22 protein-coding genes are annotated in these 26,194 nt (G+C 45.2%); 8 read left to right on the top strand and 14 right to left on the bottom strand.

Annotation, left to right across the window (positions count from 1 at the left end):
• Positions 1-85 precede the first annotated feature (85 nt).
• The 4 genes from rodA to NG792_RS12040 all read left to right on the top strand — a co-directional run bounded on the left by rodA (position 86) and on the right by NG792_RS12040 (position 3,723).
• Positions 86-1,345: a rod shape-determining protein RodA gene (rodA, locus tag NG792_RS12055; RefSeq protein WP_261200741.1), complete on the top strand. Its 1,260-nt coding sequence runs from the start codon at positions 86-88 to the stop codon at positions 1,343-1,345.
• Between the two features lie 122 nt (positions 1,346-1,467).
• Positions 1,468-1,665 carry an NAD(P)H dehydrogenase subunit NdhS gene (locus tag NG792_RS12050; RefSeq protein ID WP_261200742.1) on the top strand — a complete coding sequence of 66 codons (198 nt, stop codon included), beginning with the start codon at positions 1,468-1,470 and terminating at the stop codon, positions 1,663-1,665.
• A gap of 86 nt (positions 1,666-1,751) precedes the next feature.
• Entirely contained in the window at positions 1,752-2,420 is a 669-nt protein-coding gene (locus NG792_RS12045) for a hypothetical protein (RefSeq protein ID WP_261235577.1), read from the top strand.
• Between the two features lie 178 nt (positions 2,421-2,598).
• A complete protein-coding gene (locus NG792_RS12040) occupies positions 2,599-3,723 on the top strand; it encodes a YheT family hydrolase (protein ID WP_261235576.1) in 1,125 nt (374 codons plus the stop codon).
• A gap of 124 nt (positions 3,724-3,847) precedes the next feature.
• Here NG792_RS12040 and NG792_RS12035 read toward each other — a convergent pair whose 3' ends face one another.
• Positions 3,848-4,303, bottom strand: a complete 456-nt coding sequence (locus NG792_RS12035) for a YbjN domain-containing protein (RefSeq protein WP_261235575.1) — start codon at positions 4,301-4,303, stop codon at positions 3,848-3,850.
• A gap of 290 nt (positions 4,304-4,593) precedes the next feature.
• Here NG792_RS12035 and NG792_RS12030 point away from each other — a divergent pair, with 290 nt between their 5' ends.
• A complete protein-coding gene (locus NG792_RS12030; RefSeq protein ID WP_261235574.1) occupies positions 4,594-4,851 on the top strand; it encodes a hypothetical protein in 258 nt (85 codons plus the stop codon).
• Between the two features lie 798 nt (positions 4,852-5,649).
• Here NG792_RS12030 and NG792_RS12025 read toward each other — a convergent pair.
• The 3 genes from NG792_RS12025 to NG792_RS12015 form a co-directional block, all read right to left on the bottom strand.
• Positions 5,650-6,456: a WecB/TagA/CpsF family glycosyltransferase gene (locus tag NG792_RS12025; RefSeq protein WP_261200753.1), complete on the bottom strand. Its 807-nt coding sequence runs from the start codon at positions 6,454-6,456 to the stop codon at positions 5,650-5,652.
• Between the two features lie 139 nt (positions 6,457-6,595).
• On the bottom strand, positions 6,596-7,666 hold the full coding sequence (locus tag NG792_RS12020; RefSeq protein ID WP_261200754.1) for an NAD-dependent epimerase/dehydratase family protein: 1,071 nt from the start codon (positions 7,664-7,666) through the stop codon (positions 6,596-6,598).
• A gap of 516 nt (positions 7,667-8,182) precedes the next feature.
• Positions 8,183-9,346 carry a glycosyltransferase gene (locus tag NG792_RS12015; RefSeq protein ID WP_261235573.1) on the bottom strand — a complete coding sequence of 388 codons (1,164 nt, stop codon included), beginning with the start codon at positions 9,344-9,346 and terminating at the stop codon, positions 8,183-8,185.
• Positions 9,347-9,879: 533 nt separating this feature from the next.
• Here NG792_RS12015 and NG792_RS12010 point away from each other — a divergent pair.
• Both NG792_RS12010 and NG792_RS12005 read left to right on the top strand, forming a co-directional pair.
• Positions 9,880-11,328: an MBOAT family O-acyltransferase gene (locus NG792_RS12010; protein ID WP_261235572.1), complete on the top strand. Its 1,449-nt coding sequence runs from the start codon at positions 9,880-9,882 to the stop codon at positions 11,326-11,328.
• A gap of 28 nt (positions 11,329-11,356) precedes the next feature.
• On the top strand, positions 11,357-12,250 hold the full coding sequence (locus tag NG792_RS12005; protein ID WP_261235571.1) for a hypothetical protein: 894 nt from the start codon (positions 11,357-11,359) through the stop codon (positions 12,248-12,250).
• Between the two features lie 23 nt (positions 12,251-12,273).
• Here NG792_RS12005 and NG792_RS12000 read toward each other — a convergent pair whose 3' ends face one another.
• From NG792_RS12000 to NG792_RS28950, 9 genes are all read right to left on the bottom strand, one after another.
• A complete protein-coding gene (locus tag NG792_RS12000) occupies positions 12,274-13,644 on the bottom strand; it encodes a GH39 family glycosyl hydrolase (RefSeq protein WP_261235570.1) in 1,371 nt (456 codons plus the stop codon).
• A 133-nt stretch (positions 13,645-13,777) separates the two neighbouring features.
• Entirely contained in the window at positions 13,778-14,242 is a 465-nt protein-coding gene (locus tag NG792_RS11995; RefSeq protein WP_261235569.1) for a class I SAM-dependent methyltransferase, read from the bottom strand.
• A gap of 489 nt (positions 14,243-14,731) precedes the next feature.
• Positions 14,732-15,859: a glycosyltransferase family 4 protein gene (locus NG792_RS11990; RefSeq protein ID WP_261235568.1), complete on the bottom strand. Its 1,128-nt coding sequence runs from the start codon at positions 15,857-15,859 to the stop codon at positions 14,732-14,734.
• Between the two features lie 80 nt (positions 15,860-15,939).
• Entirely contained in the window at positions 15,940-16,824 is an 885-nt protein-coding gene (locus tag NG792_RS11985) for a glycosyltransferase family 2 protein (protein ID WP_261235567.1), read from the bottom strand.
• 39 nt (positions 16,825-16,863) lie between these two features.
• On the bottom strand, positions 16,864-18,129 hold the full coding sequence (locus NG792_RS11980; RefSeq protein WP_261235566.1) for a glycosyltransferase family 4 protein: 1,266 nt from the start codon (positions 18,127-18,129) through the stop codon (positions 16,864-16,866).
• On the bottom strand, positions 18,126-19,265 hold the full coding sequence (locus NG792_RS11975; RefSeq protein ID WP_261235565.1) for a polysaccharide pyruvyl transferase family protein: 1,140 nt from the start codon (positions 19,263-19,265) through the stop codon (positions 18,126-18,128). The genes NG792_RS11980 and NG792_RS11975 overlap by 4 nt, the downstream gene beginning before the upstream one ends.
• A 170-nt stretch (positions 19,266-19,435) precedes the next feature.
• Complete coding sequence (locus NG792_RS11970) at positions 19,436-20,341, bottom strand: glycosyltransferase family 2 protein (RefSeq protein ID WP_261235564.1); 906 nt, start codon at positions 20,339-20,341, stop codon at positions 19,436-19,438.
• A gap of 123 nt (positions 20,342-20,464) precedes the next feature.
• Positions 20,465-21,325, bottom strand: coding sequence for a sulfotransferase family protein (locus NG792_RS11965; RefSeq protein WP_261235563.1), 861 nt, complete (start codon positions 21,323-21,325; stop codon positions 20,465-20,467).
• 30 nt (positions 21,326-21,355) lie between these two features.
• Complete coding sequence (locus NG792_RS28950) at positions 21,356-22,825, bottom strand: lipopolysaccharide biosynthesis protein (RefSeq protein WP_261235562.1); 1,470 nt, start codon at positions 22,823-22,825, stop codon at positions 21,356-21,358.
• A 964-nt stretch (positions 22,826-23,789) separates the two neighbouring features.
• Between NG792_RS28950 and NG792_RS11955 the strand changes: the two genes are divergently transcribed.
• Entirely contained in the window at positions 23,790-25,652 is a 1,863-nt protein-coding gene (locus NG792_RS11955; RefSeq protein WP_261235561.1) for an asparagine synthetase B family protein, read from the top strand.
• Positions 25,653-25,726: 74 nt separating this feature from the next.
• Here the strand turns inward: NG792_RS11955 and NG792_RS11950 are convergent, their stop codons facing one another.
• Positions 25,727-26,089 carry an oligosaccharide flippase family protein gene (locus NG792_RS11950; protein ID WP_261235560.1) on the bottom strand — a complete coding sequence of 121 codons (363 nt, stop codon included), beginning with the start codon at positions 26,087-26,089 and terminating at the stop codon, positions 25,727-25,729.
• Positions 26,090-26,194 lie beyond the last annotated feature (105 nt).

Genomic DNA, 26,194 nt, shown 5'->3' with positions numbered 1-26,194 from the left:
TCCCCTATCTCCCCTATCTCCCCTATCTCCCCTATCTCCCCTATCTCCCCTATCTCCCCTATCTCCCCTATCTCCCCCTTGAAATATGTTTCAAAAGTCCGTAAGTCGATCGCGTTGGAGAGCCTGGGTACAACCCTGGCTAGAGTTTGACACGCCGTTATTCATCGTGCCAGTCGCCTTAACTATATTTGGCGGGATTATGATCCGCAGTGCCGAACTTCACCTCGGGTGGACCGACTGGTGGCAACACTGGTTGGTGGGAGGGATTGGACTGCTCCTGGCCCTCTGTATAGCGCGATGGCCCTACGATAACCTGATTCAATTAAAGTGGGTGGTTTATGGGGCTACCAATCTATCCCTACTGGCGGTTATGTTTATCGGGACGACTGCGCTTGGTGCACAGCGTTGGATTACCATTGGTGGCTTTAACATTCAACCGTCAGAATTTGCCAAAATAGGGATGATTATTACCCTAGCGGCACTCCTGCATGAACGGGCCCCCGACACGCTGGGTTCTATGTTCAAAAGTCTGGCAATTACTGCTGTACCCTGGGCCTTAGTCTTTATCCAACCCGATTTAGGGACCTCCCTAGTCTTTGGGGTGATTACCCTGGGAATGTTGTACTGGGGCAACACCAATCCCGGTTGGATCATCCTCATGATATCCCCCCTGGTCGCCGCGTTTCTGTTTAACCTTTATTTGCCCGGATGGTTTGCCTGGGCCGCCTTAATGGCCTTAATTGGCTGGCGTACCCTACCCTGGCCTTTTTTGGGGGCGTTGGGAACGGTGGTAATGAACCTGATTGTCGGTCGAATCGGGAATATCTTATGGAACGTGCTCAAAGATTATCAAAAAGAACGGTTGACCACCTTCCTCACCCCGGAAAAAGACCCCCTCGGCGCTGGATATCACCTGATCCAATCTCGGATCGCCATTGGATCCGGGGGACTGCATGGGCGGGGACTTTATAATGGAACCCAAACCCAGCTTAACTTTATCCCCGAACAGCATACGGACTTTATCTTTTCGGCGATCGGGGAAGAATTTGGCTTTATAGGGTCAATGGTGATCCTCCTGTCGTTCTGGGTGATTTGTCTGCGCCTAGTCTTGATTGCCCAAAACTCGAAAGACACCTTTGGCGCATTGTTGGCGATCGGGGTTTTATCGATGCTGGTGTTTCAGGTGGTCGTTAATATTGGGATGACCATTGGACTGGCCCCCGTGACGGGGATTCCTCTCCCTTGGCTGAGTTACGGTCGGTCCGCCATGCTGACTAATTTTATCGGCATCGGGCTGGTGGAATCCGTCGCCTATCACCGGGGAAAACCGAAGAAAAAGTTTTAGCATGGGGCTAGGTTGGCGAACACTTGACGAATGACTCCAAAAAGATTGACCATAACGAATGATGACTCAGTTTCCCTGGGTCGTCACCAGAATCCCTTAATTCTACCCATCTGGAAAACATTATGATTTTGCCTGGTTCCGCTGTTCGTGTTAAAAATCCCGATGATATTTACTACGACTTTCAAGGACAAGTTCAACGCCTCACTGATGGTAGGGCGGCTGTCCTTTTTGAGGGGGGAAATTGGGATAAATTAGTCACTTTTCGACTCTCGGAACTCGACCCCATAGATGCTACTGCGGGTCGCAAGAAAAGCAAATAGTTCCCTGTGGAAACTGTTCAGGGTTGAGGAGTCAAATCTCATCAACCCTGTATTTTTTACATTAAAGATATTTCTAAGGGTTAATTATGCGTCTAACTTTACCGCAATTTGCTAACGAACACCGTCACCCGGACCATATTGCTGAGGTGATTGAAACGGCAACGACGGAATTTTTAGCCCAATGTTTAGACCCAGAAGAGTTAAACTTTCCCCTGATGCCGCCCTTTGGGAGTTGGGTGAAATCTTTGGATGAAGAGTCAGGGAATCAGATTTATGGGGTGGTTTATTTTGCCACAACGAGTCCGATTGATTCGGTGCATCGGGCTAGGGCGCTGGGTTTATCCTTGGACGGGTTACGGGAACAACAACCCCAGATTTTTGCCATGCTTAAAACTGAATTTCGGGCTGCGATCGCCGGATTTTGTCCCCATCTTGAACACCAAAATGGATCACGCCGTCCCACAGGGGTTGTCTATCAATATATTCCCCCTCGTCCCCCTCAAATTCACCAAGCGGTATATCGCTGTCAACCCCCAGAAATTGTTCACTTTACCCAACAGTTTGATTTCCTCCGCACCCTGTTACAAGTTCCCGGTGCACCCGTAGACGCCTTGACTGCGGCAGCTATTCGCGAGGTGTATCAGTTACGCGGGGCCGATCGCGATTGGTTAGTCCAAGCCGGACGTACTCTCAGCGTTTTGCTCAAGGATGATTACGATCGCCTCCGTTTAATTTTAAGTCAAATTCATCCCTAGAGAAATTTCCTGGATGGGTGAGTTTGTAACGCACCCTGAAGGGTGCGGGTATTTGTATTAAAACTTCGTTACATTTTGTTACAACTTGGTTAAAATCGAGAAGCAGACTCCTCTTGCGATTAATGGCGAGAGTCGCACTGCGCCTTCTCAACAATGCTCTCGATAGTTAAACTCATTTATGTTTTATCCCGACTACGATCCGCCATTTTTCTTAAAAGATGGTCTGGCGATGACCCTCCATACGGCTTTAGTTGCGAGTCGAGAGTGGGAACAGACAATCCCTGACCCCGAACCCCCGTATCAGGAAACCCACTTTACTGGTGCAGGAGGGGTCCCGATTTATGGCTGGGTGGCGATTCCCCATCGCCCTCGCGGAACGATTGTTGCCACCTATGGCATCACCGGAGAACTCCCCCAACAATGGTTTCTGAGAGTTCTGGGACGGAAAGCCTTTGCCCGAGGGTATGCAGTCGTCTTCTTTGACTGGCGTGCTCATGGCAAAACTGCTCAATTGTCTCCCACGCTGACTTCTGATGGATTGTTCGAGGGGGAAGATTTTGTGCGGATTGCGGCAACAGCTAAATCAATGGGATGTCCCGGACCCTTCTGGTTTCTCGGATATTCCCTCGGGGGACAATTGGCGCTGTGGGGGGTAAAAGCTGCCCAGTCGATCGCCGAGTGGGGAAAAGATTTAGATTTGGACCCCTCGGAACTAGGGGGTGGGGCGGTGATTTGTCCGAACCTGGATTCTAATCGGTCCCTGTCTTATTTAGTGAAACAGCCCTTTGGGAAGTATTTGGAAAAGGCGATCGCCAAGGAGTTGAAGAACCTGGCATGGCAGCTACATCAGCTACATCCCTCTGAAATTGATCCCGAGGCGATCGCCCGCGCCAATAGCATTTGGGGATTTGATCATGAATTGGTGATTTCCCGCCTCGGGTTTGCTTCCGTCGAGGAGTATTACTCCGCCAGCAGTCCCTTGGGAATTTTGCCTGAGTTCACTAAACCCACCTTAATTTTATACGCGGCAGATGACCCGATGTTTGACCCGGCGATTGTGCCCGAGTTAAAGGAAATTTGCGACAGCAACCCGGCGATCGAGCTTTTGCTGACTCGTTATGGGGGTCATGTGGGCTATGTCAGTAATTTAGCTACCCAGAAAAAAGCGGGAGATAGCGATCGCTGGTGGGGGTGGAATCGAGTCTTAGACTGGTGCGATCGCCAAGGGGAGGGATTCTCTAAAACAATCACTCATCCGCGATCGACTCTCAACCCGAGTTTATCAGGGGTTACGAAGAGTTAGGGTATGGGTACCCTGTTCGATACTAAGGGACAAGAAACCCGGTTTCTGACGCAGATTTGGTCCTAATGGGGATAAATTTTCTAAAGAAACCGGGTTTGTTTCTAAGGGCTACGGTGCCGATGCCTTACTCCGGGTTACCACAGATGCGATCGAGAGCACGTTTGCCGCCCCATCGTTCTACCAATTGGTCATCGTACTCGTCGGAGACTTCCAGAACCGCATTCACCGAGGATTCCAGTTCTTTTTTATCGCAAGTGGAACCCACAATACTATGCTCAAACACGATATCACCCTTCGCGTCAATGCCAAAGGCCCCGAAAATCATATTGCTATTTTGTTCCAGAAGAAAGCGCATTAGATCCGAACTCAGTTCGGCTTCCGTCACCACATAAGCGCGGGTATTGATCACCGCATCCTCTTCTCCCCAAGGTAAAATCAGGACTTCCACGAGGGCGGAACCCATAAATAGCCCCAATCCAGGGATATCTTGGCGAGCACAGGGAAATTTGCCAAATAATTCTTGCATCCAGAGGGCGACTTTGTGATAACAGGCTTCTTGTGCTGAGGTTTGAAATTGCATTTGGATTCTCCTTTTGATTTAGAGTCGCTGTTGAGTGCGTTGTATTATCTTCCCAGGTTGGGTGACTCAGTTTTGAGGATGAAGCCACCTTTAAGGATGGGACAACTGGAGTATCGGGTTGAAAAACATCGGATGCGATCGAAATCACAGGAGTAGAGTAAAGTATTTCACCTCGCTTGTAGGATAGCGATCGCACAGGACGGGTCAAAATCGGCTGATAATACAACAAGTCAACCGGGAAATTACCTAATCTCCCTACTTTAATTCAAGTTTTAATCGAGGCTTTAACGATGAGTACATTTGCTCCCACCCACAAACTGATTGCCCCTGCTGGAGAAGAAACCCCGGTGATGCTTTTTTCCCAGAGTGAAAGTCACAAATACCAGGTGATGAGCGAAATTGAGTATCGCGAAGGTAGCGAAGCGATCTATGAGTGGCATCCCTCCCAGGGGGTGACGTACCGAGGATTTATACTCAATGGTTTAAAAATTCTGCCCTTAGAAGTTTCTCAAGGGTGGCAATATTCCCGGGTAAACTCGGCGGCGTAATAGAGGGAATGGTTTCGCAAGTGTAGAAGAGATTGGGCGATCGGGGATTGCGAAGGGGGACAGTAACCCCAATTTAGCTTAAAAAATAGATAAAATCCCCAGCAACCTGAATCGCCTGGGTAAAGTATTACTGAAAATCATCACAAATATGCCACTTCGCCCCTGGTTTCCCTAACTGGCTTCTTCATGCTAACCCAACTACAAAAAAGGCGATCGCACCCCTGGGTTTTCTCTTAAAGGATAACTTAGTAGGTCTAAACCATCCGAGTTTGGCGATAATACTGAGGCTATATTAGCGTCGTTTCCGTCTTGTATGAGCGCGAACAGAAGTCCCATCTTTTTTTTTTATAACTGCGAACTGGTGTATAACCAGAACCTCTGTAATTGCCGGGGAATTTTTTAAACAGCCAAGCAATTAAAGCCAACGATACTACTAATATTATAAATCCTTCCATAGGTATCTAATATCTCCTATTGAAACGGTCATTTTTATTAGCTGAAAATTGCAAAACCAAAATCCGGTATCGGCCCATAAAATTTTCGGGCAACTTTGGTATTCGTCACCTCATACGGCAGGGGACACAAACCTTTAAGGTAGGAAAATACCTTCTGTATTTCCATTTTCCCTAAGCCTCCCTTTTCCGAGATTAGTAGTTTTTTTCCCACACCCAGTCCCGATACGACTACATAACTGAACTGAAATCACTCTAAATCTAAAGTACAATAAAATAGCCCGCATTTAAGTAGGCTATTTTATTGTAACAGCAGCTTGAAAACTGCCATAAACCGATTCATAGCTTACCCATAAGACTCTTCAGGTTCCATTCCCGTTGGCTTCAAAACCGGCTGCTTAGAAATGGATAACATTTGTAAAAATGTAAAGGTCAAATACATCGGATTCAGTAACAAATAGCGCTTCCACAACCGTCCCGGTTCCTGAATCAATCGGTAGAACCATTCCAGTCCCCGTTTTTGCATCCAAGGTGGTGCCTGAGATACCGTACCCGCATGGAAATCAAATGCTGCACCGACTGCCATCAAGGGCATAGGTAAATGATTGTGATATTCATAAACCCAGACTTCTTGACGAGGACAACCTAACCCGACAAAGGTAATGGTTGCGCCGCTATTTTTGATCCGATTAACCACTTCTTGCTTTTCTTCGGGAGTTAACCGGCGAAATTTAGAGGGTTCTGCACCCACAACTTTCAACCCCGGAAACTTAACTTGTAATTTCTCCAATAAAAGGTCCAAGGTTTCCTGTTTGCTGCCGTAAAAATACACCGGCAATCCTTCCATTGCAGCAGCTTCTAAGACTTTTAAAGTCAAAGTGGGACCATAGACGCGATCGGGCAGTTTAATTCCGTGAATCCAGTTTAGCGCCCAGCGAACCGGCTGACCATCCGGAGTTACCAAGTCAAAGGCATTCAAGCGGCGACGATGAACGGGATCGGAAAACCCTGTCATCACGCCATGAACTGCCAAAGCGGTCATCGCTAGGGGCGATCGCGCCTTTGCTGCCTTAATAATCGCTTCCACACCATATTCATAATCAATGGCTGATATTTCCACTCCGAGTACGGAGTATTTCCCTCGATTAATCACCCCAATCACCTCTATTCAGAACTGGGTAAATTTTAATCTTTAGCAATTAGCGCAGAGGCTAATTGCTAACTTTTTTAGTAGAACCCCCTGGGAATACTGGATGAATTTTCAAGAAGTCAGCCCCGATAATTCGGGAAACTCAACTCCCCCAGCGAGACTGATTAAAGTCATAGATTTCTTGAAAAATATCTCTGACACTAGGATAGCTTAATTTCCACTCGGGATAGTGGGATTTGAACTTACTTAAATCACTGATATACCAGATATGATCCCCCATGCGGTTGGTCTCAGTGTAGCTGGTTTCCATCTTCTTGCCCGTAATCTCCTCGCACATTTGGATCCCTTCCCGGACCGACGTATTACTTTCGCGGCCCCCACCCAGGTTGTACACTTCGGCAATCCGAGGGTTTTTGAAAAAAGTGTCCATCGCCAGAATCACATCAGTACAGTGGATCACATCGCGGACTTGCTTGCCTTTGTAACCGATCACCGTGTAAGGGGTCCCTGTCATGGCGCATCTCATCAAATAGGAAGGAAACCCATGCAATTGAGCACCGGAGTGTTGGGGTCCACTGAGGACCCCGCCGCGAAACACCGCACTTTTAATGTTAAAATAGCGCCCATACTCTTGGACCAACAGATCCCCAGCCGCTTTCGACGCCCCAAAGAGAGAATGCATACTTTGGTCAATGCTCATATCTTCGGGGATCCCGTTCTGGTAGGGGTGAGAGGGGTCCAGTTCCCAGCGAGTTTCCTGTTCAACCAGGGGTAAAGTATTGGGGCGATCGCCATACACCTTGTTGGTGGAACAATGGGAAAACACTGCCTCCGGGCAAAACTGGCGCGTTGCCTCTAGCAGAACAAGGGTCCCATTGGCATTAATTGAGAAATCCGTAAAGGGTTCCTTTGCCGCCCAATCATGGGACGGTTGCGCTGCGGTATGGACAATCAGGGCGATATCGGATTTGTACTTAGAAAAAATCCCATTAATCGCTTCTGGATTACGGATATCAACTTCGTTATGTTCGTATTGATCCCCGAGTTCTTTGCTGATTCGTTCTCGGTTCCAACTGGTGGAGGCTTCCTGTCCAAAGAAGTATTGACGCATATCATTGTCAATGCCAACGACTTTGTAACCGGCTTTTCCATAAAACAGGGCAGCCTCGGAACCAATCAATCCACCGGATCCTGTTACGATAACTACAGACATTCTGTTCTCCTGCTGTGTTGGTTTTGTGGGCGATCGGCCAGTGGTATTGCTGGCGTTTATTCCCCCCCTAGATTATAGGCAGGTGCGGGGTACTCGTCACGAAGTCAAGGAGAATTTTCTAGGCCGGATTTGCCCAACTCACGCTCTGTAATTTTTTGAGTTGGTGACTCATTTTACTTCAAAATGGGCCCAACTAGAAGATGTCCATATTTTTTTTGCTCCCCTAGCTTTCCCCCAGGATCATGTGTTCAAACTTGTTGATAGCCTATTTAAGCAGTTGACTGTACTCCGAGAGATTGTTGTGGCATTCAAGGATGAACGAAATCTTTAACTTTCGGATCAATCAAGTTGTTCCAGTGAAGCCTATCTTAGCCCTGACCAATTAAGAAAAACCGAGGGATAATTCTAGGGTTTCCCCAAAACAGTTATTTGTAAAGGTTCTGTGCCTCAGGTGGAATTCGGTGGCAATCCCGTGTAGACTGTCTAATAGAAATCCGGCCCGAGAAAGCCACAGAGTTAAGAGCGAACGGTTTCATAAATTTCCATGAGCTGCTGATAGTTCTGTGTCGCTGTGTATTTAGACTCAAACTCCCGTCGGGCTTCCTGCCGCATCTTCTTAACTTCTTGGGGATGGGATAACATCCACTCTACGCGCTCTTGCAAGTCTTGGGCATCTCCAGCACGAAAGAGCAGTCCCGTGCGACCGGGATCAATCAATAAGGACATTGTACCTAAGTTACTGGCAATCACTGGCACTCCTGCGGCATAGGCTTCAATGACGACCAGACCAAAGGTCTCATACCAAAGAGAGGGAAATATCAAAACTTGGGCATTTTTCAGTAAGGCTTGGAGTTGATTCTGTGACTGCCTTCCCATCCATTCCACCCCTGGAATCCGGGTAGCAGCTTGTTCTACAGTGGGGGATAATGGTCCGTCCCCGATAATTTTTAGACCAATGCGATCGCCCAGTTTTTCCCAGGCGGTGATGAGGGTCTCGATACCTTTTTCCGGGGAGAGTCGTCCCACAAAGAGTGCATAGTCTCCTCGACCCTCACCGCAACCGGGATCGACCGATACAAAATTAGGTTTCACTGTGATTTTGTTCGCCGGTAATCCACCTTCGATAAATTTGTTACGAGCAAAGTCAGTTAAAGCAATGTAGCGCTCTACGCGATCGCGCCAAGTCCCTCGGATCCGGTGTACAGTTTGCATCGTCCCCACTACCGCCGAACCGACGTGACTATCCCGGTAACAAGCATGAACCACTGCCGGGGTAGGGAAGAATTTTCCCATACAGTCTTCGCAAACTTTCCCATCCCGATAAAAGAAGGAATTAGAGCAAAACAGGCGGAAGTTGTGCAGGGTTTGTACCACCGGCACCCTAGCTTCCCGACAGGCATCATAAACGGCGGGGGATAGCAAAGGGAAAAAATTATGCACATGGACGATATCCGGTCGAAAGCGATTAATTTCTTGCAAAACCCGTTGTTTGGAGGCATGGGAGTAGATCGCGTTGACAGCAGTCATGGCTTGGCTGAACTTTGAGGCGATTGCATCATTGTCAACATCCAGCAAAGCGACGGAGTTGCCATGAGCTTCCAGCACGTTTTTTTCTGCACGAACTACTACATCCTCGCCGCCAGAAATTTTGTAAAAGTTATGGAGTTGTAAGATTTTCATAGGATAAGCCGGTGGCTGAATAAGAGTAAACAGTTTTTCTTGATTGTAGCGGAAGTAAGAGCTGGGAATCGCTGCTGCGATCGCTTACTAGACCAGGGCATTCTTACCCCGTGGATGATTTTCGGAGTGAGGCCACTGTTGTTTTTCCCCTGGCCCAGAATCTTGGCGATCGCCCTGTTCCTACTCCCGACTGCTTTTTTCTGAGCAATGGAAGATTATATAATTTTTGTAAAGTTTGTCTTCCCCCTCCCCACGGCCTAAAAAAAGTGATAAAATACACAGCGAAGCAATCAAACAATTCCATCTCCGCTAATTAATTGAATGGAGAATAGCTTTGATCCCTAAGAACTGCATCTCTTTCCCTAGGTTCATCGGTTAACGGGTCCTAGTAGTTTTGGCCTGATTTAACTCCATCGATTTTGCGATTCCATTACTCTGAGATTGGTAGATATCAGCTTTCCTAAACCTAGCTTATGTTATTCAATAGCTTTCCTTTTTTAATTTTAGTTCTCCTAACATTTTCGCTCTATTACTTGCCCAGATTTCAAAAAACTCAGGTTCCTCTTCTCATTGTTGCCAGCTTTGTCTTTTATGCTTGGGGTTCTCCTTCGCTACTGCTGCTGCTGTGCTTATCAATTTTAATCAACGCCGTGACGAGTTTCAAAGTAGCTCAACACTCGCACAAAAAACAGCGGATGTTTTGGGGGACCTTGGGAGTGGTTAGTAATCTGGCTATCCTCGGTCTCTTCAAGTATGGGTCCTTATTGACGAATCTCGGTCTACAAATTGTCAAGGTAAGCCAACCGGAAGATGGACTGATATCGTTGCTTTTGCAGTTACCCTTACCCATCGGAATTTCTTTTTACACTTTTCAGGGAATTAGTTTAGTCGTAGATGTCCTTCGCGAGGAAGAACTCAGTTCTGAAACGCTTTCTCGATCGGAACACGAGAGTTTAGATGATTTTAAAACTTATCTTTTTAAAACGGCTTTTTTTATATCATTTTTCCCCCAATTAGTAGCGGGTCCTATTGTTAAAGCTAAAGATTTCTATCCTCAGATCCACACAAAATATTTTAAAGAAATTCCATGGAATATTGTCTTTCATTACTTAGTTACTGGCTACTTTCTAAAAATGGTCATAGCCGATAACTTAAAAGACTATACATTTTGGATCGACTATCCCTACTACCAAGGATTAGGAACGGTTACGAATCTTGTCCTGCTTTTTGGCTACTCGATGCAAATCTTCGCTGATTTTGCCGGGTACTCCCTGATTGCGATCGGATTAGCCGCAGCCTTTGGCTACCACCTGCCCGAAAACTTTGATTTTCCCTACATTTCTCGGTCAATTACTGAATTTTGGAGGCGCTGGCATATCTCCTTATCGACTTGGTTGCGAGAATACTTATATATTCCCTTGGGGGGGAACCGCAAGGGAAAAACGAGAACCTACATTAACCTGATGTTGGTCATGACTTTGGGGGGGATGTGGCATGGTGCAGCTTGGAGTTATGCCGTCTGGGGAATTTTTCATGGGGTGGGATTAGCCGCTGAGAGATTAATCGGTCTGGATCAAAAAGTTAAGCATTCCACCACTGCATTGCCAACCCCATCCTGGCAGCAATTTATCATTGATTCTCTGAGAATAATTTGGGTGTTTTCTTTTGTGTCAATGGGATGGCTCTTGTTTAAGTTGCCTGAGTTTAGTCATGCGGTTGATTTTGTGGTGACTTTATTTCGGAACGTCAACATCAAACCCGGTTTAACCTACATCGTTCCCGTGATGATTTTCTCATTGCCGGTGTTACTGTATCACCTTCCTCATTTTCCCCCGTTACAAAGGGTACTGGCCCTTAATGGCGATCGCCTTTCAAAAAAACGATGGGTAAGATGGGGGAACGATATCATGTTCGGTATCATGCTGGTCTTGCTATTTCTCAATAGTGGTAGTTCTAATGCATTTATATACTTCCAATTCTAAAGGATCTGTGGGATTATATAGACCCCAAATGATGCGCTCTCTATTGCGTACTCTGTTAGTTTCTGTGTTTTTCTTGGTGTTGTATTGGACTTTAGTGGTTGGGGGTGTTGTCCCATCGAGTGAAGGGATAAATCAACGCCAAATTAACCAGATCAAAGCTGAACGCTATATTTATAGTGATCGCAATCCCAAAGTCGTTCTCCTCGGGAGTTCCCTGACGTCGGAACTCCGCGAAAAATACTTTAATGGTAATCCTGTTAAAAATATCGCCATATCTGGAGGAAGCAGTCAAACCGGATTAAAACTGGTCACTCTCAAACCCCAAAAACCTGAAATTTTACTGGTAGAACTCAACTCTACGTTGATTCTAGAACCTGAAGCCGACATCATCGCTCCAATTCAGAATCCTCTATTAAATCTGGTGAAAACTTGGCTGCCCATCTTTAGGGAAGAATACCAGCCTGTTAGCATCTTGGTTAGCTATTTAAAAAATCGCTCGGGAGGAGATCCAAGTCTGGCATTAAATCAAGTGGTCAGTGAGGACCTAAGAGACAAATTAATCAGGAAAGTTGTAGAGCGATCTCAGAATCATTTATCCCCTGAGATCAAACAACAGATTACCGAACAATCTCAACTGATCAAACAACAAATCAGCGAAATTCAAAAACAAGGTGTGCGGCTTATTTTATTTAATGTACCCGGGGAACCCAAGGTTGCCAACACCCTCCAAAAACAAGAGGAACATTCGCTGATCCAATCGCTGTTTCCTCCAGATACCTTTGAGTGGTTGCCCGAACCTACTACCGCAGATTGGACCACTTATGATGGGATTCATTTAATGGGTTCCGATGCCAAAAAATTTGCAGACTTTATCATCAAGCAACTCAAAGACTCGGCAAACTTAACGGCTGGGATAACATAAACTCATCCTAAACTCATAAAAAGTCAAAGTTTGACCCGCGATCGCTCAGAACTTAAATGGGATTGGAGATCAGGGTTGAGTGTAAACGCCGAGTTTTCTAAGAGGATAGGAGTGGGACCAATCTTTACCAAGTCTATTGACCCGGTGTGCCGATCTCCCGTTAAGTCTCGCACCCCCTCAATCTCCCAGTCTTCTGGGACGGACAACATTAACTCTTTTTGGGGATTCCAGACAATCCAGCCGCGATACCTGCGATCGCGCTCCAACGAGCAAATCCAAGTTTGATCCCACTGTGCTTCGCAGGACCGCATCTGCGCTCCTACCAGCCATTTTTGCACTTCAGCATAGGCAACCCCAGCCGGTGTCAGGGTTTCGTGATCCGAGCGGGTTAAGTGGATCTGTACTCCCGAAGTCGAATCCCAAGCAAACCAGTACAGACGCTCCACACCAGCCGCCCAATTCAAAACATAAGAGCGTGCAACATAAGCAGCAGCGTTGTCTTCAGAAAAAAAAGCTTCATCGCCTAACCAACTACACTCCGTATTCCACAGTGGCTTATGATTCTGTCCGTGCTTCGCCATCACTGCTTTTACTTTTTGAATCAACGGCACCATGTTTTCGGGAGGCCCAGGCATCACATAAAAATGATACCCAATGACATCCGCATAGTCCCCTCCCCCTTGACTGAGAAATTCATCCAGCCACTCAACCCCGGGAGAACTACCCCAGTCCCCCGTTGCCGATGGAGAAACTACGGTGATTGTGGGATCGACTTCCTTGAGAATTTGGTAAGCTTCCCGGCATAGCTCCAACATTTCTGAGATCGTACCCGTGTAGAAGCGCTTGTAACCATTGGGTTCGTTCCAGAGCTCATAGTAGTGGATCCTTCCCTTGTAGCGTGTTGCTACAGTACGAACGTAGTTGCGCCAGTCCTCTATATTTTGGGGGGGAGCCGCTTTCCCAGGGCCAAAAGCCGATGGCTCGTCCGGTCGTTGTGAAGCCCACCTGGGAGAAAACCCCAGGTACATCAAGGGTTCTACCTGATGTTTTTCCGCTAACTCCAACGATTTGTCCAAAATTTCAAAATTCCATTCACCTTTCCGGGGTTCTAAGGCAAACCAGTCCACATAAGCGGCCACCAAACGCCAAGTCGGGATGGGAACAGAAGGCCAGGGGGTCTCTTCCGTTATCGGTGGATTTGTGCGATAGGTCGGGATAGTGGCCACATGATGCAGGTGCATCCCAAACAGGGTTGCAGGGATCTCCGTCTCCGGTTGTCCTAAATTGACCCCCCGCTCTACTGAAAGGCTCTTTAAACCTACGACCATTCCAGTGGCTAAACCGAGGAACAGTAGAAACGTGAGGACCTGGCGCTGAATTCGATTCAAAAGCATTTTCCCTGGGTTGATAATCCGTGGTCATTAAAGATGACGGGGTTCTCGATTAGCCCCTAGGAATATCACCAGTTTTTTTAGGGGACTTAAGCCCGAGGGGTTGTTTTGTGATTCTTCATCTTTAAGAGAGCCTTTAGGATGATTTGATGGCAATTAACGATTTTTCCAGTCCAAAGGATTTTTCAACCAAAATTTTACCCTCGGGAAACAGTTCTTCCATCTGTTTTTTCTGTAATAACTGGAGTTCGGCTAACAACTTGTCACAATAGTTTTGAGTAGGACGAGTTAGTAGCCCCCATACGGTAAAATTTCGGAGTAAGGGCCGCTGGGCTTTTTTGGGAAGCCAATGGATGAAGGGAGTTAACAGGTGCGGTTCTACGGGGAAGGATTGACTGGGAGTTTGTATGAAATATTGATGGGATATTCTTTTAATTTCTTTGGCAAAATCTACTTGGGATTCCCAGCTCCCTACGTGTTCGATAACGGAATTCGAGAAAGCGATGTCAAATGATAAATCATCAAACGGGAGTTTTGTTCCATCAGCTACTACCCAATCTATATTTTCTGGCAACTCCCGGTTACTAGGATACAGGTTCACGATGGTAATCTTCGGTAAAGAGTACCCTTCATTTTTAGCCAACTCCCAAAAAAAAAGATCTCCTCCTATATCTAATAATTTGGTTTCTTCTGTTATTTGGAAAAAGCTATAAAATTTTTTCAGCCTTTTCTTTCGGAAATAAGTTAAAATTGGACGATAAATTTCATGAATATTCATGGGTTCTGCTCCCGCTTAAGGTTTTTATTTTTTAAAAATTAACCCAGGCAAGACTCGTCCATGGGGGTTTAATCCTATGTACGGGTGGATTAGAAGACGAGCTATTGAAGTAACAATAGAAGAGTTACAAGAAAGATTAATTCTCTGAATATAGCCGTACATAACTCTTTTGTCAAGAGAGTATGCAGACAGTCTTGATCCTCAAAAATTGCTGAGGTGAGGGACTCCAGAAAACTCTGAATATGACTTAACCGAAGAAGCCTGAATACCGGTCCCTTGATCCCGAAACAAGGGACCGGATTCAAGAGCCGATTAGCAAACTGATTCAATGGCTTTGAGGATGTTATCCGCCACGAAATCTGGAGTTAAGTATTGGATGCGATCGCGGGCTTTAGTCCTCATCTGTTCCAACTGTGCAACGGACATCGACAGCGATCGCTCCAGTGCCGAGTACATTTCCTCCGGTTCATCGGGACGAAACTGCCACCCTGTTTCCCCCTCTACCACTAATTCTTCTACCGATTGGCTGTAAGAACTCCCCAATACTGGCAACCCTGCTGCCATCGCCTCATTGGTCACCAACCCCCATTCATCGGCTAAAGTCGGAAAGGCAAAAATCCCCCCCTGTGCGTAAACCTCCGGTAACTTCCCGTACTCCACATTCCCTAAAAATCGTAGTCTTAAATTGGAGGGCCACACTTGTTGCTCCAAGCGGCTCCTCAACGGCCCCTCTCCCACCAGCCAAAATTCTAAGGTCCGGTCTGGATGAGCCTTTGCCCACCGTTCTAGGGTAGACAAAAAGGGTTCGATCCCCTTCCGCTCCACCAACTGCCCGACATATAACAGTCGGTAGGCATCTAACGGCCCTCTGGAAAGGGGAACCGCAAGAAAAGGGTCGATATTCGTCGTGTAAGGGGCGAAAAAAATGCTCGGGTCACTGACTCCAAACTGGCGGACATAGCGCGCCCCACTTTGTCCATTCACCAGGAGTGCATCCGCCTGGGGAACAAGAACTTGTCGCAATTTTTCTCGTAGCTTTCCCCGACCCAGTTCGCTATATTCAGACACTGTGGCCCATAGAATCATCCGGCTGTTTGGGTTTAACTTACGATACAACAGGGCTTGAGCGGTTCTCATCCCCATTTCTCCTGAAATGACCACATCGGGACGGTACTGCCGCAAGGACCAAAGGGTATCGTAGGGAATGTGAACGTACAAATTTTCAGAGAACCCATGAGGATGCTTCCAACTCCGCTGGAGGGTGAGGTTTTTTTGGACGGTAACGTTCAATCCATCCCAGTTGGGACTCCAACTGCGATTGGCTTCCATCGGGGTGCTTATGAATACTTGAAAGTCCGGAACGCGATCGGCGATCGCCTTGTAAAGCGGCAACCGATACGGTGGAATAAAGTTGGTTAACAAAGCCACTCGTCTAAGCATTGATTTGACTCCTGATATTGCCCCCGACTCTCGAAACCCTTTGCTGTTGAGGGAAACAACCGCGCTGAATTAGGTATTAATTAGGTATTAATTTGACTGCCCATTTTGCCCCCACGAATAGCCGAGAACAGCAATCGGATATAGGGCAATACCCAATAAAATAGCCAGAATGGTCCTGCATGACGTTGGGCAAAAACTTTCCACTCTCTCGGCGGTAAACCTTTGGCTTGGGTTGCTTTTTTAAAGCGATCGCGCCATGTCAGGTCCGGATTCTCCCAATAGTCTTCCTGTTTTGCATGGGTAGCGCAGGTGCCGATATAGTCGGGGACCAACCAAACTGACCCTCCAACTTGTCTCACCCGTAGTCCATAGTCCAGATCTCCGGTACTGTGGATGAAGTTGGGATCGAGGTTACCCACTAACCGTGCCACTTTTTGCGGGATCAGCACACAATTGCCGTTCATGGTATGGCAAGGTTGAGGGTCTTGACTGGGTTGGAGTAACTGGAATTTCAGGGGATGCCACCAGGTACTTTGCACCATCCCGCCATAGGTCAATTTTCCAGTTTCCGGGTCACAGGTAGCGCCCACAACGATGCTTTCTGACTCGCCGCGATCGCTTAAACTCTGGTAGGTGGAAAGCAATTTTGCCACCGCATTGGGATAAAGATCCGTATCGTCATTAAACCAAATATAGTAGTCGGGATCTGCTTTAAGCGCTTCCCCAAACGCGACACGCATACCGCCATTCCAAAATAAGTTACCATCCCCCGAGATCATCTTGACTTGAGGATAAGTTTGTAAAACTGCTTCCGTCGTGCCGTCAGTGCTGCCATCATCTACGAGGTAAACATCAAGCTGCACATCATCGGAGAGTTTTTGCTTGAACAGCGCGTCCAGACTTGCCAAAGTTTTATCCTTGCGGTTGTGACAAGTGGCGATCGCAGCTATAGTCTTTCTTTCCATATATCCAGACCTATTGTAGTCAAAATTTCCCAACTCCTATCATCCCCTAACCGACTGATTAGAAGACTGCAAAATCTCTTCATAAAGCTTTAAATAAGTGCGGGCCTGTACTTCCAGTGTAAACTCTTGCTCTACTTTTTCTCGGCTTCGACGGGACAAAGCCTGCCAGCGTTCTTCGTCCTCCAAAACCCAGCGAATTCCATTCGCTAAATCCTCCGAACTAAAACACTCCGCACGGTAGCCATTCTTTTGATGTTCCACAATATCTTTTAACCCGGTCGAATCAAAAGACACCACGGGTGTCCCGCAAGCTAACGATTCCATCGCTGTCTTTCCAAACGCTTCTTGCAGTGAAGGCACTATCATTACGTCAGCCGCTGCATAAAGGATCGCCAACGAAATGTCATCGTTCAGCCATCCCATGTAAGTTACGTTCATCCCCAAATCGGGAGGATTTTTAGGTTTTGAAGCCCCGAAAACCACCAATTCGATGTTTTCGCTCAGACCACTAAGGGCCAGCTTATTTAGAGCGGTTACTAAATATTGAAATCCCTTTCTCTTTTCTGAAGTCGCATTCACAGCCCCAAACAAAACAATTTTTTTCTCAGGATTTAAGCCGAGTATATCCCTAACGATTTTTTTCGGCATCGGCTTATATTTTGATTCATCCAACGCATTATGAATGACTTGGATTTTTTTGTTCTTAAGAATGCTGCTTTCTTTTGCACAATCTGCCAACCAATGACTAATCGTCACAACTGTAAAATTTAGGTCCTGCCACGCTTTAAACTTTTTGGCCCAAAATTGCCGAGAAATATCGTTCGGTTTATCAGATTTTAAAGCAGGACAAGCGCCACATTGAGTTAGGTAGTTTTCACAATTTCCGGTATAATGACACCCCCCAGTAAAGGCCCACATATCCCGCAATGTCCAGACAAGTGGTTGCTTAAATTTTGCTAAACTTTCAGGCGTTAAAAAAGCCAAGCCTAACCAGTGAAGGTTAATAATATCCGGATCAATACTATTCACTTGTTTAACGGTATTATTAGGCAGCCAAGATAAAGAGAATAGTGGGTCTCGGTCTGGATAAAAAGACAGGGGAAACCCATCGATTTTGCAGCGCAGTTCTTGCAATCCCTTTCTAACTTTTCCTGATGGACCGATGACAGCGGGAGCATGACTTTCTTTAGAAGCTACCAGCATTTGGGATTCCACCCCCGCCTGTTGCAAGGCATTATGCAACCAATAGGCCCCTCTAGCGGCACCGCCTTCTATGTCGGATTGACTTAAATGTAAAATTTTCATAGTTTTGCTCCGATCGCTGCCCACATTTTTTCCGACTCGGCTTTTACCTTTTCGTTTGCCTGCTGCAATTTAGAGCGAATCGCCGCGCGATCTCCAGGATTTAGAAGGGTATCAAGACGCTCCAGAATTTTAGGATCCGGTGCTAAAAAGGAATATTCAGCGACTCCATAATTGTCAAACAGCATCGTGTATTTATGAGACCATCCCAAGGCAATTGAGGGTACATTTGACGATAAAGCAGAGGCGAGGGAATGGAAGCGAGACCCGATCACAAACTGGCTCTGAGCGATGGCTTTTTTGAGTTTGAGTGCATCTTCTTCAGCAACGATTGTGACGCGATCGCTATCATTGTTTTCTACAAGTTTTTGGGCGAGTTCTGAATCTATCTTTCCCGTATCGTGGATCAGGACCTTCACTTGCAGATCCGTTTGGCTACATATTTTTGCGATCGTCTCATTCAATAGCTTTTCATATTCTGTTGCCCACAGTTCCGCCCCTTGATCTAAGATTCTGCCATTCGGAATCGCACAGCAATAGTTCCCTAGCTCCTGACTTTCCCCCCCATAGGTTAAAGTAATATCTGGAGCTATTTTAATTTTATCTGGATCATTCACCAGAGAACTAACATACTCGTAAGAGACGCGATCGCGGGGAAACACTAAATCCGCTTTCTGCAATACCTCTGTCATATATTTTTTCATGCCTTCCCCTTCAAATGGGCCAAAAGCTTGTGGCATCAAAATATATTTGGTATGATTTTTGACCGCCGCATCTAAAAAAATACTAAGATTTTTTACCGGATTAATTCCCCATTGATCCGAAAATGCAAAACCAGAAATATCAAAAATTGCATCTACATTTTTCCATTTGATTGTTCCTTTGGGATCGTTACGGAGAAATCGCAGAAACTTACCAAACTTCAAGTAACGCTCAAAGGTTTTTCCCGCCCCCACATGAAACAGGGGATAGTCTAAAATTTCCACCCCTAAGCTATCTATTTGCTCCTGGGTTCCAATCGTCGGACTCACACAAATACGGCTATTTGGATATCGCTGCTTTAGAGATTCGATGACACTCAGTAACATTAAATGAGCACCTTTGTTATAGAAGTTAGCACCAACAATCAAAAAAATCATATCTCTCCTTGTTATTTGAAAACTACGTTCCCGGGTGTAATGAGCTAAACTAACATCAAGTTACTTGTTAGTCTAGTCAGATGCCTGCACTTTACGTCTTTTGATTTAACGGTGACCGATTCATTCAATCAACTTTAGGATTTTTCCTGCTTCGCTGATCCCTTGGCTTTTTAAAATAATTTAGTAATCCTCTTTTTTATTTTTGTTAGTAGCGTCGGGTTGTGCATCTTATTAAAATATAAAGTGTCGGCCTCATCTTCTCTAATAAAAAATTTAGGATGAATGAGGGGAAACTGTAATTTCCCGACTTTCAGATCCCCAAAATCACCGGGGGGTGCTGTGGTATGAGTTGAAGCATCTTGGTGAAATCCAATATTTTCTACCATATTTGTATTGGGAATAATGGTAAAATTTCCATTCCACAAACAGGTAAAATGCCATTGATAATCCCAGGTATCCACCTCTCCAGCATAGACTTTATCAAAAATCTCAGTTTTTTTGTCAGCTTCAGGTTTATTACCAACAATTTCAATGAGGCGATTTTGTTGTTTCAGTTCGGGCCATAACCTCATACTGACATCGTAATGCTGCCAAGCGCGACGCCAAGTAGCCCATCCCCAAATATGAGTGCGTCGCGAAAAATAGTAGCTTTCCTGGGGATTTTTACCCGTAATACCGAAATTGCTACCCGCGATATGCATGACTCGGGTATCCTGTCGGTATCGCTCAAGCAGTTCATCGCAGTAGGAGAAAAATTCCGGTTGAGGCAGGCAGTCATCCTCAACAATAATCGCTTCGTCAACGGTTTGGAAGACCCAATCGATCCCACTAGACACTCGGCGCTTGCAGCCTAAATTAGTTTCAGAATAATTTTTGAGAACTTCGCACTCCCAATCTACTTGATCGATGACTGCCCGAGTAGCGGCGCATTTTTCGGCTTCCCCCGGTCTCTTTTCCCGAGGGCCGTCAGCAACTACTAATAATTGGGGGGGTTTTGCTTGGCGAATTGCCTCAAAGACTCGTGCCGTGGTATCGGGGCGATTAAAAATAATAAAGGCAATAGGGGTATTCATCATCAATTATGGACAAGTTAAGACGATTGTTTCATGAGTTGTTCGGTTAAGGGAGAAGTCAGTAAAAGAGATGCTATTCACTTACAAAAATAGCATCTCCCCTACCATTTCACTTAAGCCTTTCCATTAAACCGTAGTATATTTATCACTTAAATGATCTAGTTTTACTTGGGCTACTTTTTGGAGAATATATTCTCTTTCTTGTGCATCGAAAAGCTTGGCAAATTTTTCTCCGTTTGCATTACGAATTGGTTCACTTGCTGCGGCTTTCCATGCCCACTCATGTTCACGAACAACCTGTTTTGCAGCTTCACCATAATCTTGCAACATTTTCTGATCGAACTCTACCCCCATAAATTCAGATAGCTTTATTAATATAGATTCCGGAGCATCTACAAGGTGTTCATAGCGTACTAGAGTATGATTTGATTTATCTTTATACCATAGAGAAACTTCTACATCTTTAACCCAGGTTTGAATGCATTGATCAATACTCCAAGGACCACCCCACGTCTTTTCTGAATGTTTACGAGATGCTTCGTAGAGAGACGATACTACATCAGCCCCATTTCTGATCAAATGGATAAACTTAGCATCTTTCACAAATTTTTCTATCGTCTCGATTTGGTGTAAATGTTGAGGCGTTTTTTCCAGCCACAGACTCTTATCTTGTTCTTCAGTAACCTGATCTAGTACCTGAATAAATGCCGACGCATACGGTTGGCTAAACAAAGCATTTTGAGGGATTAACCTCTCCTTGTTTTGGTGATCAATCACCTTGAGAAACTTCTCTAATTGAGATTGGGCACGTCGTGAAGCAAGTCCCAATACGGGACCCCATGGCCAAGCCCCATTCAGGTGTTCAAAAAAGTGGGATTCAGGAAAAGACGCGATCTTTGGATGGGCCGCTATCATACTTTGCAATAGGGTAGTTCCTGATCGCGGACACCCCACTAGAAAAATACGGCCTTTAATTTGTTGATTCATAATTCACTTGATCCCTAAAAATAAAAACGGTTATTGATTCTTTTTCTTCCTGGAAATGACGGAGTAACCCATATCCAGAACTACACCTACTAATTCCCGGTCGAGTAACCAAACCATTAGGGGATAGACGATTGCAGCCATCCCCAGAGAAACTCCGAGAATGCCAACTAAGGGAACCCAACCACTTAGTAGATATTTCACGCCAAATATAGCAGCAACCATTGTCAACGAGGCCACAAGAGGGGTAGTAAATTGATTAAAATAGGTAGTTAGTTTGAGCTGGATCAGCTTCTTTACCATTAACATCCGAATGGGAACGACCAAATAACCACAAACAACCCGTGCAGCCGCTACGGCAATGAATCCCCACCATACGGTTATCAAAAAACCAATGACATGAGTGACAGAATTAATAAAATTGATGCTTAAATTCCAGCTAGGCTTACCCAGGGCTGTCAGTAATGTTGTACTAATGCCCTGACTCAATTGAATGGGTCCAATAAAAGCCAAAATTTGCATGGCCGGAATACTAGGTGTCCACTTCTCTCCAAATAGAAGCAGCACCAATTCTGGCGCTAGTGCTGCTACCCCTAAGCTAAGAGGAAATGAGATAGCATTTGATAACTTTGTTGAAGTACATAGGGCACTTCGTACCCGTTCCGGTTCCTCTTGGATTCTAGAGAATCCAGGTAATACCACTTGATTAATAGTGCCGTAAAGCATTTGGGAAATCGTCAGTAATACCCGGTAGGCCACTGTATAATAGCCTAATTGGACAGGTCCCAGAAATTTACCAATTAAAAAATCATCTCCTCGGAGGATGAAAAAGGTAAGAATTTGAGACCCCATAATATTCACGCCAAAGCTAAACAATTCTTTCGCATGTCTTGTAGATAATTTAAACCCAGGTTTCCAATCACTAGCCCACCAGAGTACCACGACTCCAGCAAAAGCATTTGCTAATTTTTGGCCCACTAAACTCCAGACCCCAAAGCCTTGCCATGCCATCCCTATGCCAACCAATCCCCCAATCAACGTGGCCACTAAGGAACGGCTCGATAAAGCTTTAAAGGCAAATTTACGGCGGAAGATGGCTTGCTGGACACTACTAAAGGCTGAAATCACAAAACTTACAGACATCCATTGTAGGATCGGTGTCAGCTTAGGTTCTCCAAACCAATCAGAGACTGATTCAGCAGCAGTAATGCCCAGCAGTGTTAGGAATACCCCAATGACAAAGTTAATCCAAAAAGCTGTATCGAGATGCTCTGCCTCAACATTTTTCCGTTGAATGAGTGCTTGAGCAAATCCCTGATTTAGAAATAGCTCTAGAAACGCAAAAAATACACTAGCTAAAGCAACTAGACCAAATGATTCTGGTTCTAGTAGACGGGCCAAAACAAAGAAAATAACAAATGAAATTGCTTGAGAACCCCAATTTTGGATAGCCGACCAAAAGACTCCTTTGAGGGTTTGTTGCCGTAAGTTTATTTCGGACACAACTTTTGCTTTTACCTCCTAGTATTTATTCTTCCTTTGAACTGAGTCCCTTGCGTAGCTAATCCGTAGAATTTTAGCCTATTCTTGACCCTACTGCTTCCCCACCCCAATCTTCAATATTTACAAACAACTTGAGGGGATTGATTAAGTTGGAATAAACTGTTTTAACAATAGCTGACTTCAGGAGTAGTCTGGTCTTCAGTTTGGTCATATTTTTTATAAATGTTGACATTAACTGTTGAAAACATAATTACCAATTCCAATATAACCAATTAGCAACAAATTTGCTCAAAATATTGAAGCTTTGACCGGATAGGCTCAGGGTTTTAGTGTTTCCTTGACCACACCTTGTTCCTAGAAAAGTTTGCTAACGCTTAACGGGGATTCGACTACAGAGATCCCTGTAGCCTAGAGAAATCATGTCAACTATCCCTCTTCTGTCACTCCAGGAAAACCTTGGTCTTGATTGAATTCTAAAACTGTTACAGGGTCAGCGCTCACGACGGGTTTTCCTAATAGCAACTCAAAAACATAGTCAGATCCGCTTAGGTCTCTCCTCATCAGGGATATGGCGATCACCATATTTCGACAAGGGCAAAAGAAGAACATAGCGTCAGACAGTGAACTTAATGCACCATATATGGAGCTAATTTATCCCTCCGCACTTAGAAGCAGCTACATATGAGCGTCTAAACCGTGGAGATGCCCCTCTATCCATACGTCCACTCAAACAGCCACAAAATTTTGTGTTATGGTTTAGTTACACTGTCTAAATCCTACCATACTCTAGACTCTACCAACTGTCTAAACATTTTGAGGATCCAAGGCTGAAACCCTTGATTGTTCGTTAAACCCTTCACCCACTTAGAAGGCTGAAACCGTACCATTACTCATCACTCTGGTAATAACTGTCTTGAGTATAGTCCAGGTACGCAAAAAAAATAAACATCTGTAAGAAATCTTTATGAATCTCTTTCTCATTGCGTGGAATCTTCCCAAAGAACAGCGTCCTCAAGTCATGGCAGAACTCCGCCAGATGACTCAGGTTTACCCACAGCTAGATCCAGATACGATTTGGCATCAGAGTATTGGGACATCTGGCTTTACTGCTTCAATGTACACGCGCGAGAATGAAGGTAGATCCCGAAGATATGTATTCGCTAACGAAAACCAAACAACCTTCTATGATGGTTGTTTAGTCGCACGTTCCGGAGACTTTAATGCCTATGATGCCTCGGCTCTGGATGTCCACTGGAAGAGCCTTCCCGAAGAATTAGAAGGACATTTTGTGGTGGTGAGGCTCGATCAAAATCAGGAATCAATTGAGTTGCTTACTGATTTTGTAGGCATGGAGCAGGTGTTTTATCTTCAACGCCAGGATATGTGGCTAATCAGCAATAGCGTGCGGCTCATTTCTCGAATTAGTCAAGCTAAATCCTTTGATCCCCTAGGAGTAAGCCAATGGTTAACTATGGGCTGGGTTGGATCAGACCGGACATTACATGAAGAAATCCGGGTGATTCCTGGGTCACAACATTGGAAGTGGCAACAGGGTCGTGCAGAACCCAGCCGTAGTAATTATTACAACCGTTCTCAACTGTCCCGGAAGCCTCAAACCCCTTTAACTCAAAAAGATACGCGCCAACTTGCTGAAGAAATGACGACAATCTGTCGTTACTTAGCAGCAGGAGCGGGGGAGTTAGAATGTCCAATAACGGCAGGTCGTGATTCCCGGTTGATGGCTTCTTTCCTACTTTACGGGGGCATTGATGCTCAGTATTACACCTATGGGTTTTCCAAAAATCCTGACGTAATTCTTGCCTCTAAGATAGCTGAAGCTTTTAATCTAAGACATCAAACTATTACTAGAACAAATGAGGATGTCAATGAAGCTTGGGAAACAACGACTCAGCGATTAATCAGACAAAATGACGGCACTATTAGTTTATGGTACATCGCCGATGTTTTAGGACAACCCGCCCATGTTGAGAGTTTATTTACAAGTTTATGGGGGGTAGGTTCTGGCAGTTCTAGGGGAATAGGAAATAATCCGGAATATCTCCTGTTTGGGTGTAAGCTGGAAGAACTCAAACAATACATGGGAAAGAAGATCGTTAGCAATCGAGGGGGTTTTATCCGTCCGGAAGCTACAGCGCTTGCTCAAGAGGCTCTGTATGAATTTATTGATGAAGCGCTTGATGATGGATTTTCTGTTAATGACGTGCCCGATTTGTATGCTACTTACGAACGAGTGAGAAGGTGGGGGGGTAGTAATGCTCGAAAAGTGAAACCTATCGGGGATTTCTTTTCGCCATTCTGTACCCGTCCTTTTACGGAAGCAGTTTTTGCTATACCTCCGGCTTATCGATATTCAGAAAGTCTCCATTATGAAATCATGAAATTGATAATGCCTCAGCTCCACAGTTTTCCCTTTGATAAGGCTCCTTGGCCGCCCCAAAATTCTACCTTTCATATGACTCGTCAGCTTGTCAAACCTGGGCTAGTTAAAGCTGGCAAAAAAATTAAAAGATTGTTGAATATTCTGGGAACAAATACAAAAAAAAATCAGGACTTTCAAGTTTCTAAGAAAGCAGTAGAATATGAGCGTTCTCAATGGATTAAGGGTAATTATTTAAGAATTCGAGAAACCTGTCTTTCTCAACCCAATTCTCTCTTATGGAATTTTGTAGATAAAGCTAAATTTGAAGCAGTTACTTCAGATTTAGAGAGTGTGACCTCTTATATTGAAGACCCAACTAATAGCCTTCGCCATCTGGGATCAGTCTTTGGAGTTGCAACCCTCTTCTACTATACTCTTGATGAGTAGTTAACTAGACTTTTCTTAGAAAAGCTGGGTTAATAACTTGTCATGAGCCGAAGAATACCTACTTTTTAGGATGTTCAAGTTGACATCCATTGCAAGATGGCAGCAAGCTGGGGTTGATCGAACCAATTGGCGATTGGCCCTGCAAATCCAATGGCAATCACCATCAGAATCCCACTGATACTCAGGTTAATCCAAAATGCAGTGTCTAGGTGTTCTGGATCTAGCTCCTGTTTTTGAACGAGCGCGTTAGAGAATCCCTGCCCCACAAAAAGTTCCATAAACGAGAAGAACACCCCAGCCAGGGCAACCAAACCGAATGCCTTCGGATCGAGTAATCGGGCAAGGGCAAAGAATACAACAAAGGAGATAACTTGAGTGCCCCAATTCTGGATGGCGGACCAAACAACTCCTTTAAGCGCCTGTTGTGGTAAGTTCATTGACGTTTGATGTTTTTTATAGTATAACAGGGTTATTACCTAAAACCTGATTTATAAAGTCTACCTTTCAACTTCTCCAGCCTTTTCCAAGTCAGCCATTCGGTT

This window comes from Laspinema olomoucense D3b, from assembly GCF_025370785.1.
Classification (GTDB): Bacteria; Cyanobacteriota; Cyanobacteriia; order Cyanobacteriales; family Laspinemataceae; genus Laspinema; species Laspinema olomoucense.
This window is presented reverse-complemented; position numbering and strand designations above follow the sequence as displayed.